The organism is Cryobacterium sp. Y50 (assembly GCF_002929805.1).
In the GTDB taxonomy this organism is placed as follows: domain Bacteria; phylum Actinomycetota; class Actinomycetes; order Actinomycetales; family Microbacteriaceae; genus Cryobacterium.
On record NZ_PJJM01000097.1, the window covers coordinates 73116 to 86417 of the forward strand.

12 protein-coding genes are annotated in these 13302 nt (G+C 65.3%); 10 read left to right on the forward strand and 2 right to left on the reverse strand.

What is annotated here, in order from left to right:
• The first annotated feature begins 54 nt into the window (after nucleotides 1–54).
• The 6 genes from CXY73_RS14045 to CXY73_RS14070 all read left to right on the forward strand — a co-directional run bounded on the left by CXY73_RS14045 (nucleotide 55) and on the right by CXY73_RS14070 (nucleotide 6961).
• Entirely contained in the window at nucleotides 55–1575 is a 1521-nt protein-coding gene (locus tag CXY73_RS14045) for an ABC transporter ATP-binding protein (RefSeq protein ID WP_104135289.1), read from the forward strand.
• Nucleotides 1572–2834: an ABC transporter permease gene (locus tag CXY73_RS14050; protein ID WP_233198348.1), complete on the forward strand. Its 1263-nt coding sequence runs from the start codon at nucleotides 1572–1574 to the stop codon at nucleotides 2832–2834. The genes CXY73_RS14045 and CXY73_RS14050 overlap by 4 nt, the downstream gene beginning before the upstream one ends.
• Entirely contained in the window at nucleotides 2831–4129 is a 1299-nt protein-coding gene (locus CXY73_RS14055) for an ABC transporter permease (protein ID WP_104178062.1), read from the forward strand. Before CXY73_RS14050 ends, CXY73_RS14055 begins: the two co-directional genes overlap by 4 nt.
• Nucleotides 4126–4548, forward strand: a complete 423-nt coding sequence (locus tag CXY73_RS14060; protein WP_104135287.1) for a cytidine deaminase — start codon at nucleotides 4126–4128, stop codon at nucleotides 4546–4548. Before CXY73_RS14055 ends, CXY73_RS14060 begins: the two co-directional genes overlap by 4 nt.
• 75 nt (nucleotides 4549–4623) lie before the next feature.
• Nucleotides 4624–5928 carry a thymidine phosphorylase gene (locus tag CXY73_RS14065; RefSeq protein ID WP_104135286.1) on the forward strand — a complete coding sequence of 435 codons (1305 nt, stop codon included), beginning with the start codon at nucleotides 4624–4626 and terminating at the stop codon, nucleotides 5926–5928.
• Between the two features lie 46 nt (nucleotides 5929–5974).
• On the forward strand, nucleotides 5975–6961 hold the full coding sequence (locus CXY73_RS14070) for an aldo/keto reductase (RefSeq protein WP_104178063.1): 987 nt from the start codon (nucleotides 5975–5977) through the stop codon (nucleotides 6959–6961).
• A gap of 70 nt (nucleotides 6962–7031) precedes the next feature.
• Here CXY73_RS14070 and CXY73_RS14075 read toward each other — a convergent pair whose 3' ends face one another.
• Both CXY73_RS14075 and CXY73_RS14080 read right to left on the reverse strand, forming a co-directional pair.
• Nucleotides 7032–7847, reverse strand: coding sequence for an aldo/keto reductase (locus tag CXY73_RS14075; protein ID WP_104135284.1), 816 nt, complete (start codon nucleotides 7845–7847; stop codon nucleotides 7032–7034).
• A gap of 21 nt (nucleotides 7848–7868) precedes the next feature.
• Nucleotides 7869–9077, reverse strand: a complete 1209-nt coding sequence (locus CXY73_RS14080) for an MFS transporter (protein ID WP_104135283.1) — start codon at nucleotides 9075–9077, stop codon at nucleotides 7869–7871.
• A 126-nt stretch (nucleotides 9078–9203) separates the two neighbouring features.
• On the opposite strand from CXY73_RS14080, the gene CXY73_RS14085 reads away from it, so the two are divergent.
• From CXY73_RS14085 to CXY73_RS14100, 4 genes are read left to right on the forward strand one after another with little or no spacing between them, the layout of a single operon-like run.
• Nucleotides 9204–10172, forward strand: coding sequence for a siderophore-interacting protein (locus CXY73_RS14085; protein WP_104135282.1), 969 nt, complete (start codon nucleotides 9204–9206; stop codon nucleotides 10170–10172).
• A complete protein-coding gene (locus CXY73_RS14090) occupies nucleotides 10169–11281 on the forward strand; it encodes an iron ABC transporter permease (protein WP_104135281.1) in 1113 nt (370 codons plus the stop codon). Before CXY73_RS14085 ends, CXY73_RS14090 begins: the two co-directional genes overlap by 4 nt.
• A gap of 38 nt (nucleotides 11282–11319) precedes the next feature.
• Complete coding sequence (locus CXY73_RS14095) at nucleotides 11320–12423, forward strand: iron chelate uptake ABC transporter family permease subunit (RefSeq protein WP_104178090.1); 1104 nt, start codon at nucleotides 11320–11322, stop codon at nucleotides 12421–12423.
• Nucleotides 12423–13289 (forward strand): ABC transporter ATP-binding protein, encoded by an 867-nt coding sequence (locus CXY73_RS14100; protein WP_104135280.1) that lies wholly within the window; start codon nucleotides 12423–12425, stop codon nucleotides 13287–13289. Before CXY73_RS14095 ends, CXY73_RS14100 begins: the two co-directional genes overlap by 1 nt.
• The last annotated feature ends 13 nt before the right edge of the window (nucleotides 13290–13302 follow it).

Genomic DNA, 13302 nt, shown 5'->3' on the forward strand with positions numbered 1-13302 from the left:
CATCTCAGCCTCCCTGTCACACTCCCAGGCGCTCGACCTAAGAATTCAGGATCAATGAAGCTCGAACTTCGAGGCATCACCAAACGCTTTGGTGCACTGGTCGCCAACAACAACATCTCTCTCACTGTCGAGTCGGGTGAAATTCACGCCCTCCTGGGCGAGAACGGCGCTGGCAAGTCCACCCTGATGAACGTGCTCTACGGCCTGTACATTGCCGAAGAGGGCGAGATTCTGCTCGATGACGTTGCGCAGAAGTTCGCGGGGCCCGGCGACGCCATGAACGCGGGAATCGGCATGGTGCACCAGCACTTCATGCTCGTGCCAGTGTTCACCGTCGCCGAAAACGTTGTGCTCGGTCACGAACAGACCACCTTCGGTGGCCGGCTCGACCTGGGCGCCGCCCGCGCCAAGGTGCGCGAGATCTCTGACCGATTCGGCTTCGACATCGATCCAGACGCCCTGATCGAAGACCTGCCCGTTGGTGTGCAGCAACGCGTGGAGATCATCAAGGCGCTGTCGCAGGATGCGAGAGTGCTGGTTTTTGACGAGCCCACCGCCGTGCTCACCCCGCAAGAAACCGACGAGCTCATGATCATCATGCGTCAGCTCGCCGAGTCCGGCACATCGATCGTGTTCATCACGCACAAACTGCGGGAGGTGCGCGAAGTCGCCGACCGGATCACCGTCATCCGTTTGGGAACCGTCGTCGGTGAGGCCTCGCCCACTGCGACCAACGCCGAGCTCGCCTCCCTCATGGTCGGCCGCGCCGTTGAACTGACCGTGCACAAGAACGCGCCGGAGCTGCGTGGCACCGCACTGTCTGTGCGGAACCTTTCGGTGATCGATGCCCGCAACCAGGTCGTCGTCAACAATGTGAGCTTCGACGTGCAGGCCGGCGAGGTGCTCGCCATTGCGGGTGTGCAAGGTAATGGGCAAACCGAACTGACCGAGGCCCTAATGGGGCTGCAGCAGCACGTGACCGGGTCGATCGAACTCGACGGCAAACCGCTTCGCGGCTACAGTGTGCGCCATATTCTCGACTCCGGGGTTGGCTTCGTTCCCGAAGACCGCACCGAAGACGGCCTGATCGCCGACTTCAGCATCGCCGAGAACCTGATGCTCGACCGCAGCTCTGGGGCGCCGTTCGTGAAGGGCGGCAACCTGCAGCTGGCTTTTCGGGCCAAATTTGCGGCCGAGAAGATCACCGAGTTCGACATCCGCTCGCAGGGCAGCGAGATGGAGGCCGGTCGGCTCTCCGGGGGAAACCAGCAGAAAGTGGTGCTCGCCCGAGAACTCAGCCGTGACCTGCGCCTGTTTGTGGCGGCGCAGCCGACCCGCGGGCTCGACGTCGGCTCAATCGAATTCGTGCACACCCGCATTATTGAGACCAGGGACTCCGGAATCCCAGTGATCGTGGTTTCGACTGAACTCGACGAAGTCGTCGCGCTCGCAGACCGCATCGCGGTGATGTATCGAGGAGAAATCGTTGGAATCGTGCCCGGTAATACCCCCCGCGCCACGCTTGGCCTCATGATGGCCGGCGAACACTCACCCCAAACGGAGGCGGCACTGTGAGCGAGAAAACTGCGCCGACTCACGCGGAAAAAAAGGACGGCTCCGAGCGCTGGACCCAGGCCCTGCGCGACATCACCGGCGGCAGCGCCATGATCTCGCTGTTCGCCGTGGTGCTCGCGCTCGTGGTCGGCGGCATTTTGATCGCCTTCACCAACGACCGCGTGCAGGAGACCGCCGGATACTTCTTCTCCCGACCCGGCGACCTGCTCGGAGCGATTTGGGGCGCCGTGGCCGGCGCGTACTCGGCCCTATTCCAGGGTTCTGTCTACAACTTTCGGGCTACGGGCTTTCTCACCGCGATCAGGCCCCTGACCGAGACCCTCACCTTTGCGACCCCGCTGATCGCGGCCGGGCTCGGCGTCGGGCTCGCCTTCCGCGTTGGCATGTTCAATATTGGTGGCCGTGGGCAGATGCTCATCGCTGCAGCCGCGGCCGGCTGGGTCGCGTTTGCGGTAGATCTGCCGGCTGGCATCCACTTGATTGTCGCTATTCTGGCCGGTCTGCTCGGTGGGGCCATCTGGGGCGGGATTGTCGGCTTACTCAAGGCTCGTACCGGAGCGCACGAGGTGATCGTCACGATCATGCTCAACTTTGTGGCGCTGTACCTCATCCAGTTTCTGCTGCGCACCCCCGGCGCGCTGCAGGCTCCGGGCAGCAACAATCCCAAGACGCCGGCCATGGCCGCAACGGCTATCTTTCCAGACCTGTTCGGCCCGCGCTATAACCTGCATGCCGGTTTTCTCACCGTCATCGCCGCGACGATTTTCGTCTGGTGGCTGCTTAGCCGCTCCAACCTCGGTTTTCAGTTTCGCGCCGTCGGGCAGAACCCGAGCGCTGCCCGGGTCGCCGGCATCAACGTGAAGAACATTTATATGTACGCCATGGCCATCTCGGGCGCGCTCGTCGGCCTAGCCGGCGTCAATCAGGTGCTCGGCACGCTGACCACCGGTTTTAGTTCGGGCATCGATGCCGGCATCGGCTTCGACGCCATCACCGTGGCGCTGCTCGGTCGGTCGAGGCCGTGGGGCATTTTTGCCGCCGGAATTTTGTTCGGAGCGTTCAAGGCCGGCGGCTTCGCCATGCAGGCCGCGGAGGGCGTGCCGATCGACATCGTCTTGGTTGTGCAGGCGCTCATTGTACTGTTCATCGCGGCGCCGCCCCTGGTGCGGGCGATCTTCCGACTGCCGACCCCTGGTACCACCAAAAAACCACGAACCCGCGTTACTGCAACGCCCAACATCGAGGCGGTAGCGAAATGAGCACGATTGCACAGAGCCCAGCTCCGCTGGAGGCTTCAGCCCCGATCGTGAAGCCGATGCCGCAGATTCGCAGCTGGAAGATCCCGATCACGTTCGGTGGGTTTGCGCTTGGAGCGCTGTTTCTGTTCGTAGCACTCGGGCGTGGGCAGCAGGGTGAACTGAGCACATTCCGGCTGTCGCAGGCGCGTGATGCAATTCAGCTGCCCAACGTGGCGCTGCCGACCTTTGCCACGGGAATTTTTGTCGCGATAGTGCTCGTGCTGTTGGCTGTCCTCTCAGCCTGGCTGGTTTATCGTCGGACCAAGATTTCGATCATTTTCTCCATTGTGTTTGCGCTGTTGTTCCTGATCGGGTTTCTGGCCTGGGCCGCGTCCGGTTCCACCATTCCGGTTCCCGGGCTGCTGATCGGAACGGTCACCCTGAGTGCACCGCTCATCTTCGGCGCCCTGGGAGGTGTGCTCTCCGAGCGAGCGGGCGTGGTCAACGTGGCCATCGAAAGCCAGCTGTTGGCCGGTGCGTTCAGCTCAGCGGTCGTCGCCTCAGTTACCGGTAACCCCTATTTGGGACTGATTGCGGCCATGGTCGCTGGGGCGCTGGTGTCGATGGTGCTGGCGGCATTTGCGCTGAAGTACCTGGTCGACCAGGTCATCGTCGGTGTTGTGCTCAACGTGCTCGTGGTCGGGCTGACCAGCTTTCTGTACTCGCAGGTGCTCGCTCCCAGTGCGAACCTCAACTCACCAGACGTCTTTCCGCGCCTCGACATTCCGCTGCTCAGCGAAATTCCCATCATCGGGCCGGTGCTGTTTCGTCAGACGATTATCGTCTACGTCATGTATTTCGCGATCGCGATCGTGTTCTTCAGCCTGTTTCGCACCAAGTGGGGCCTGCGTGTGCGAGCCGTCGGTGAGCATCCGCAGGCCGCCGACACGGTCGGCATCAACGTCAACCGCACCCGCTTCGTTGCCGTCACGCTCGGCGGTGTTGTCTCCGGATTTGGCGGAGCATACTTCACGCTCGGCGCGGTCGGTGCGTTCAACAAGGAGATGACCAACGGTATGGGCTATATCGCCCTCGCCGCGGTGATCTTTGGGCAGTGGCATCCGATCAAGGCCACCCTCGCGGCGCTGCTGTTCGGTTTCGCAACCAACCTGCAGAACGTGCTGGGCATCATCGGCTCGCCAGTGCCGAGTGAGTTCATGCTGATGCTGCCCTACGTCGTGACGATCTTCGCCGTTGCCGGGTTCGTCGGTCGCTCGCGCGCACCCGCCGCTGACGGAAGGCCGTACATCAAATGAGCACCGTGATCGTCGATTGGGCGGCGCTGCGTGTACAGGCTCTCGCCGCAATGGCGACCGCCTACGTGCCCTACTCGAAGTTTCCGGTCGGCGCCGCCGCTCTCGTTTCTGACGGGCGAGTGATCAGCGGATGCAACGTGGAGAATGCTTCCTACGGCCTCACCCTCTGCGCGGAGTGCGGCCTGGTCTCCGCGCTGCATCGCAGCGGTGGCGGTCAGCTCGTCGCGTTCACCTGCGTCGACGGCAATGGCGGCATCCTCATGCCGTGTGGTCGCTGCCGCCAGTTGCTTTACGAACACTCGGCGCCGGGCATGCTGCTTGAGACAGTCTCGGGTGTCAAAACCATCGACGAGGTGCTGCCGGATGCCTTCGGGCCGCGCCAACTCGCCGACTACCGCGGCAGCACAGCTTCGTCGTAGCAGTTGCACTCGTTCCGCCCGGTCGGCGGGCGTCGAGTATTTTCCATTGTGTAATCGGCTCTTAAGGAGTGCACCATGAGCACCATCGAAGCGTTTGATGCCATCGACCTTATTCACACCAAGCGCGACCGCGGTGAACTCAGCGAGGCGCAGATCAACTGGCTGATCGACGCCTACACCCGTGGTTACGTGGGCGACGAGCAAATGGCCGCGATGATCATGGCGATCTTTCTGAACGGCATGAGCCGCAGCGAGATTCGGGCTCTGACTATGGCGATGCTCGCGAGCGGCGAGCGGATGAGCTTCGACGGCCTCGGCAAGCCGACCACCGACAAGCACTCCACCGGCGGCGTCGGCGACAAGATCACCCTGCCGTTGATGCCGCTCGTCGCCGTGTTCGGCGCGGCCGTGCCGCAGCTCTCGGGTCGTGGCCTCGGCCACACCGGCGGAACGCTCGACAAGCTCGAGTCGATTCCCGGCTGGCGCGCCAATCTGACCAACACCGAGATGCTTAAGCAGCTACAGGAGCTCGGTGGCGTCGTCTGCGCGGCCGGAAGCGGCCTGGCCCCGGCCGACGGCAAGCTTTACGCCCTGCGTGATATCACCGGAACAGTCGAGGCGATTCCGCTGATCGCCTCGTCGATCATGTCAAAGAAGATTGCCGAGGGCACTCAGGCCCTCGTGCTCGACGTGAAGTTCGGGTCAGGCGCATTTTTGAAAGAGATTGAGCGGTCACGGGAGCTGGCCCGCACGATGGTCGAGCTGGGTGAGGATGCCGGGGTAGCGACATCCGCAATGCTCACCAATATGAACGTGCCGCTCGGTTTCGCCATCGGCAATGCCAACGAGGTGCGTGAGTCGATCGAGGTGCTCGCCGGCGGCGGGCCAGCCGATGTGGTCGAGCTCACGGTGGCTCTGGCCGAGGAGATGCTCTCGCTCGCCGGAATCACCGGTGTCGATGTGAGGGCTGCACTCACGGACGGCCGGGCCATGGACAAGTGGCGGGCCGTGATTCGAGCGCAAGGCGGCGATCCGGATGCCGCATTGCCGGTTGCACGCGAGACTCACGTTGTTCTTGCAGAACGAAGCGGCGTGCTGGTAGAACAGCAGGCGCTGCCGTTCGGCATCGGCGCCTGGCGACTCGGTGCCGGGCGCGCGCGCAAGCAGGATCCGGTGCAGCATGCCGCCGGAATCGACCTGCACGCCAAGCCCGGCGACACAGTGGTCAAGGGCCAGCCCCTATTCACGCTCAACGCCGACGAGCCGGCCCGGTTCTCTCGGGCGCTCGAGGCGGTAGCGGGCGCTTGGCGTATCGGCGACGTTGGCGAGCTCGTGCAGGATGGCGGTCCGTTGATCGCGGAGCGCATCGTGGGTCGCTAGCAAAGAGGTCCGACGGCAAGGCCCATCCGTTGCCTAAGCTGGAGATATGCAAAAACGCACCCTTGGACGAACCGGCCGTACCGTTTCCGTGATCGGCCTAGGCACCTGGCAGCTCGGCGGGGACTGGGGCGCCGTGTCTGACGCCGACGCGACCGGCGTACTCGCGGCATCCGCTGATGCCGGCGTCACTTTTTTTGACACAGCGGATGTCTATGGTGACGGCCGCAGCGAGCGGCTGATCGGGAATTTTCTCGCACACGATGCCCCGGGCGCCGAGATCACGGTTGCCACGAAGATGGGTCGTCGCGCGCAGCAGGTGCCCGAAAACTTCGTGCTCGCCAACTTTCGCGAGTGGACCGACCGGTCGCGAACCAACCTCGGCATGGACACCCTTGACCTCGTGCAGCTGCACTGCCCGCCGAGCGCAGTGTTCGAGTCCGGCGAGGTCTACGACGCACTCGATACCCTCGTCGATGAGGGCGTCATTGCCAATTACGGGGTGAGCGTCGAGACCTGCGCCCAGGCGCTCGCCGCGATCAGTCACCCGGGCATTGCGACGGTGCAGATCATCCTGAACGCCTTCCGGCTCAAGCCGCTCGACGAGGTGCTGCCGGCCGCACGAGCTGCCGGGGTGGGCATAATTGCCCGGGTTCCGCTGGCCAGCGGGCTGCTGACCGGCAAATATACCGCCGACACGGTCTTCGCCGAGAGTGACCACCGCAACTTCAATCGAGACGGCAGTCACTTCGACGTCGGTGAGACTTTCTCTGGCGTCGACTTCGAGGTGGGCTTGCAGGCCGCCACGGAGTTCGCGGCCCTGGCCCCGGTCGGCCTCACGCCAGCCCAGGCCGCCCTGGCCTGGGTTGCCCAGATCGACGGGGTGAGCGCTGTCATTCCGGGAGCCCGCTCGGTCGCGCAGGCGCAGGGAAACGCCGCGGCCGGCGTAGCCGAACCGCTTGGCCTCGCCTTCAACGAGGGCGTTCAGGACATCTACGACCGGCTCCTGCGGGGGCAGATTCACCCGCGCTGGTAACGCCAGAGCGCACGTCGGGCTGCCTCGGCGCCAGACCGATCGGCGCGCTTTTCGGGTGGCTGCCTCTAGTTCAGTCGAGGTCGTCGGGGTCTTTGCCGGTGCGCTCGCCGCTCTCGAGCGCTGCGATCGCGGCGAGATCTGCTGCATTGAGGGCTATATCGAACACGTCGATGTTGGCACGAATGCGGGCCGGCGTCACCGACTTGGGAATGACGATGTTACCGAGCGCGAGGTGCCAGGCGATCACGATCTGCGCGGCAGATTTGCCGTGCCTGGCGCCGATCGCTTTGAGGATCGGGTGGCCAATTGCACGCCCGCGGGCCAGCGGAGACCAGGCCTCAGTACGGATGCCGTGGGCCGTGTCATACGCGCGCACTTCCATTTGTGGCAACCACGGGTGCAACTCCACCTGGTTGAGCACTGGCACGACCTCGGTCTCGGCCAGGAGTCGGTCGAGGTGGCGCGGGTGAAAGTTGGAGACCCCGATCGAGCGGGCCCGGCCGTCAGCGCGCAGGGCTTCAAGGGCGCGATAGGTCTCGACGTAACGGTTCTGCTGCGGCGCCGGCCAGTGAATCAGGTACAGGTCGACGTAGTCCAGGCCCAGTTTGGCCAGGCTCTCGTCGAAGGCCGTCATTGTCGCGTCGTAGCCGTGGCGGTCATTCCACACCTTGGTCGTGACGAACACATCCCCCCGGGGCACACTGGAGCGCGCGAACCCCTGCCCGACGCCGACCTCGTTCTCATAGAGGGCTGCGGTGTCGACGTGACGATACCCGGCCTCGAGCGCGAGCTGCACGGTGTCGGCGGCCAGGGCATCCGCTATTTTATATACCCCGAGACCGAGCTGGGGGATCACGTAGCCGTCGTTGAGGGTGAGTGATTTCATGCTTCCATCTAAGCCGTTTTGCTAGGAGACCTGAACCTGGATGGGCTCGGTGTCGGGGATGGGGCTGACGTCGCGGCCGCGCAGGTCCGGGTGCCAGCGCCGGCCGAGCGCTGGGATGATGCAGCCGAGCGCCGCGAATCCGGCGGCGACGTAGATCGCCGAGACAGGCCCGGAGTGGTCGATTGAGAACCCGGCAATGGCAGACCCCATGGCGGCGCCGATCAGCTGGCCGGTACCGACCCAGCCGTAAGCCTCGGCGGTGTCGCTGAACTTCACGCTCGCCGAGACAATGCCGAACAGAACAGCGAAGGCGGGCGCGATGCCGACCCCGGCCAGGAGCAGCGCTAGGGAAAGCCACCAAAAGGTGAGCCACAGGCTGGCCAGAATCAGCCCAATGGTGACGATGAGCATGCGGGTGGCGAGGGCCCACGGACCGATCGGGGCATGTCCGAGTGCGAGGCCGCCGACGAGCGAGCCGATCGCGAAGATGCCGAGCACCCAGCCGGCGTCGGCGCTGCCATGGCCGAACACCGCGACCACACCGGCTTCGACGGCCGCGCAGGCGGCAACGAGGGTGAATCCGACGATGGTGCTGAGCAGCACCTCAGGCTTCTTCAGCACCACGCCGAGCTTGCGGCGACTGCGCGGAATGCGCACCCGGCCCACCTCCGGCAGGGCGACGAACCAGATTCCGCCGGCGATCAGAAAGAATGCGGCGAGCAGAATGCCCGCGGTCGTCGATACCTGCAGCGCCACGAAGGTCGCGATCACCGGGCCGAGCACCCAGATGATCTCCTGCGCCGAGGCGTCGAGTGAGAAGAGCGGGGTGAGCTGTCGGGAATTGACTATTTTGGGGTAGATCGTGCGCACGGCCGGTTGAATCGGCGGCGTGGACAGTCCGGCGACGAATCCGATGAGCATGAGGCTGAGTACCGGCAGCGGAATCAGCGCCATCACGATGATCGAGACCGCGCAGATGAACATCGTCGCGATAATCACCGGGCGCATGCCGAGTCGGCCCATCAGCCGGCTGGTGAGCGGTCCCGCGATGGCCTGGCCGAAGCTCATTGCACCGAGAACCAACCCCGCCGCGCCATAGGAATCAAAGATCTGCTCGATGTGAATGAGAAAAGCGAGCGAGAGCATGCCGAACGGAAACCGGGCCGTCAACTGCGCAGCTATGAGGCGGGATACGCCGGGCGTGCGCAGAAGGGTCCAGTAGCTTTTCACGATTTCAGTCTATGGTGGGGCCGATCGAAATCCGGGTGGGTGGTGGCTGTGGCAGGCGGGAGCGAGCCGACCAGGAAAATTGAAACAGCCGGACAGGCCCCAGCTAAGGCATGCCATACTAAGGCAATGCTTACCTTACCGAACGAGCGTGTGACTGCCGGTCTGGATCGTCCCGCCTATCGACCCTACCGGGCCACGGTAGTGGGCATCCGTTCTCTGAGTGAGCATTTCACCCGCGTGACGTTTTTCGGTGAGCAGTTTGATACCTTCAGTACCGCCGGGCTCGACCAGAGGGTCAAGATCGTGTTGCCACTGCCCGGCCGTGGCCTGTCCGACATCGGTGCAACCGACGAGACCACCATCGCCGATGGAAGCTGGTACGCCCGCTGGCGCGCGCTGCCCGACGCTGATCGCAACCCGTTTCGTACCTACACGATTCGCACAGTGCGGCCCGAGCTGCGCGAAATCGACGTGGATTTCGTCACCCACGCCGGCCACAGCCCGCTCGGCCCGGCCGCGCACTGGCTGCACACCGCGACGATCGGCCGGGACGTTCTCATCGTCGGCCCGGACGAGCGCAGCCCCGGCCGTGCTATCGGCCTCGACTGGCACCCGGCACAGGCGACCGAATTACTGCTGGCCGGCGACGAAACCGCCGCCCCCGCCATCTGCAGCATCCTCGAGAGCCTCCCGGTTGGCCGCCGCGCGCGTGCCTTCATCGAAGTGCCCAGCAAAGCGGATGCCCTACCCCTCGACCTTCCCGCCGGTTGTGCCATTACCTGGCTGGCCCGCGATGCCGCCCCGCACGGTGAGTGCCTCGACGCCGCGGTGCGCGGCTGGGTGGCGAGCAATCGTCTGCTCGTGGACGAGGCGGTCGTCGCCACCCCGCAGTTGCTCGCCGAAGTCGACGTGGACCGCGAACTGCTCTGGGAATCGCCGGGCGACGAAGCCGGCACCGGGTTCTACGCCTGGCTCGCGGGCGAATCCTGCATGATCAAGCTGCTGCGACGTTTTCTGGTGAGCGAGACCGGCATCGACCGAAAGCGCGTAGCCTTCATGGGTTACTGGCGGCTCGGCCGTTCCGAAGCCCAATGACGCGCACCTCAACCGAGTCGGTCGCGCGCGACGTGGCCGCGCCCGGTCTGAACCCGGTCGGGAATCCCGCCGCAAACCCCGTCCACAACTCAGCACCGTCGCCCCGAACCCGTCCGCGCCGCGTCATTATCGGCTTCGCGCTCGCCCTCGCACTGCTCGTTCTGGCCATCGTCGCGTCGCTCGTCGTCGGCACTCGGGAGATCGCCCTCGGCACCGTGCTCGATGCCCTGGCCAATCCCGATCGCGCTAAGACCGACCACACCGTCATCCTGGACCTTCGCGTGCCGCGCACCGTCGTCGGCCTGCTCGCCGGCCTCGCCCTCGGCCTGGCCGGCGGCCTCATGCAGGGCGTCACCCGCAACCCGCTCGCCGATCCCGGCCTGCTCGGAGTCAACGCCGGCGCCTCCCTGTTCGTCGTCGCCGGTATCGCCTGGTTCGGCGTCACCTCCTCGCTCGGCTACGTCTGGTTCGCCTTTATTGGCGCAGCGGTGGCCGCGACGATCGTCTATCTGATCGGATCGCTCGGACGCGAGGGCGCTACCCCGGTCAAGCTGGCCCTCGCCGGAACCGCGCTGACGGCAGCGTTCACCTCGCTCATCACCATCGTGCTGCTGGCCGACTCTGAGACCTTCGATCGCTACCGGTTCTGGGCGGCTGGCTCCCTCGTCGCGCGTGGTCTCGACGCCGCTCTGCCGCTGGCCCCGTTCATTCTGGTCGGGGCGATTCTGGCCATCGTGGCCGCCCGCATGCTCAACGCTCTCGCCCTCGGGAACGATCTCGCCCGTGGTCTCGGCCAAAACCTAATCACCGCCCGCATCGTCTGCGCCGTGGCGATCGTGCTGCTCTGCGGATCGGCCACCGCGATGGCCGGCCCGATCGTGTTCGTTGGACTCGCCGTGCCGCACGTGGCCCGCTGGATCACCGGTCCCGACTACCGCCTCATCATTGCCTTCTCCGCACTGTTCGGTCCGACCCTGCTCGTTGCAGCGGATGTGCTCGGCCGCGTCATCGCCCGGCCGGGCGAGATCGAGGCCGGCCTCGTCGTCGCCTTCCTCGGGGCTCCGGTGCTCATCGCGCTCGTTCGCCGCGTGAAACTGGCCGGCCTGTGATGCGCGGCACGGTGCAGCCAGGAGCGCACCCGGGCACGATGAGTGGTTCGACGCGGGGCCCGGCCACAGTAGCCGACGGGCCTGCCCGAGTGGCGGCATCCGTTCTGAAAGCGGATGCCGCACTCCTGGCCCATGCGCGCGCCCAGCGCAGCAGGCGCGAGCGCCGAATCGTGCTCGGACTGCTCGGCGCCCTCGTCATCGTCGGCGCGTTCAGCCTCGCGGTCGGAGCGTATTCGCTCAGCGTGCCCGACCTGCTGCGCACGCTCGCCGGGCAGGGAACGCAGAGCGAGAACTTCATCGTGCTGTCACTGCGTCTGCCGCGGCTGACCCTCGCCGTGCTCGTCGGTGTGGCGTTCGCAATCTCGGGCGCGGTGTTCCAGACTGTGCTGCGCAATCCGCTCGCGAGCCCCGACATCATCGGAGTGACCGGGGGAGCGAGCGCCGCCGCTGTGTTCGGCATGCTCGTCCTCGGCTTCGGTGCCGTCGCGACTTCCCTGGCCGCATTCGCGGGGGCCGTCATCGTCGCCTGTGTCATCTATCTGCTGGCCTGGCGCGGCGGTGTGGTCGGGTACCGCTTCGTCCTGATCGGCGTCGGGGTTGCGTTCATGGTGCAGGGGTTGCTTGGCTATCTGCTCTCCCGCGCCGCGCGAAACGACGCGCAGGGCGCCCTACTCTGGCTGGTCGGCAGTGTGAGCGGCGCGCGCTGGCAGGATATCTCGGTCGTCGCCGTGGTGCTTCTCGTGCTGCTACCCATCATTCGGCTGCTGAGCGGCCGTCTTCGCGCCCTGCAGCTCGGTGACGATCTTGCTCGCAGCCTCGGCGTCGACGCCGAACGCACCCGACTGGTGCTGCTCGTGATCGCGGTCGCCCTCGCCGCCACGGCGACAGCGGCGGTCGGCCCGCTGGCCTTCGTGGCCTTCGTCGCGGCGCCGATCGCCCGTCGAGCGGTCGGCTCCGGCGGGCTCGACCTGATCCCGACCGCACTGATCGGAGCGTTGATCACGACGGTCGCCGATTTCGCGGCCCAACACGTGCTGCCAGGGCAGCTCGAACTGCCGGCCGGAATCATCACGGGCGCGATCGGCGCCCCCTACCTGCTCTGGCTGCTCGCCACCAGCAATAAAACCGGAAAGGGCGCCTGATGACCCCGTCCGCCACACCCGAAAACGCACCCGAACTGCGCGCCGAGGGCGTCAGCCTCGGTTACGACCAGTCGCGCATCATCGAGAACCTCGACCTCGAGGTGATTCCCGGCGCGATCACAGTCATCGTCGGGGCCAACGCCTCCGGAAAATCCACGCTGCTTAAGGGCCTCGCGCGACTGCTGAAACCAGATGCCGGCCAGGTCACGCTGGGCGGGCGCAACATTGCCGCGCTCTCCGGTAAAAAGGTCGCGACGGTCGTGGGGCTGCTACCTCAGCAGCCGGTCGCCCCCGACGGGATCACCGTGGCTGACCTTGTCGGACGTGGACGCTACCCGCACCAGGGCTGGTTTCGGCAGTGGTCGAGCACTGACGATGAGATCGTCGCCACTGCGATGGCCGCCACCAACACCGACCAGCTCGTGACCCGCCGCCTCGAAGACCTCTCCGGCGGCCAGCGCCAGCGCGTCTGGATTGCCATGGCGCTCGCGCAGGATCCGGAGATTCTGTTGCTCGATGAACCGACCACCTTTCTCGACGTCACTCACCAAATCGAGGTGCTCGACCTGTTGCTCGAGCGCAATCGCGAGTGCGGAACGACGGTCGTCATGGTACTGCATGACCTCAACCTGGCCGCCCGTTATGCCGATCACCTGGTCGTAATGCGGGCCGGACGCATCGTGGCCAATGGCGCGCCCGCCGAGACGCTCACCGCCGAGATCGTGCGTGAGGCCTTCGACCTCGAGGCGCTCATCACACCCGACCCGGTCTGCGGCTCGCCCCTGGTCGTACCGATCGGTCGGTTCCACGGTCGGGCACCGACCCCACAGTCACCCGTTATCCGACACAACCCGGTCATAATTTAGGGTAGGCTACCCT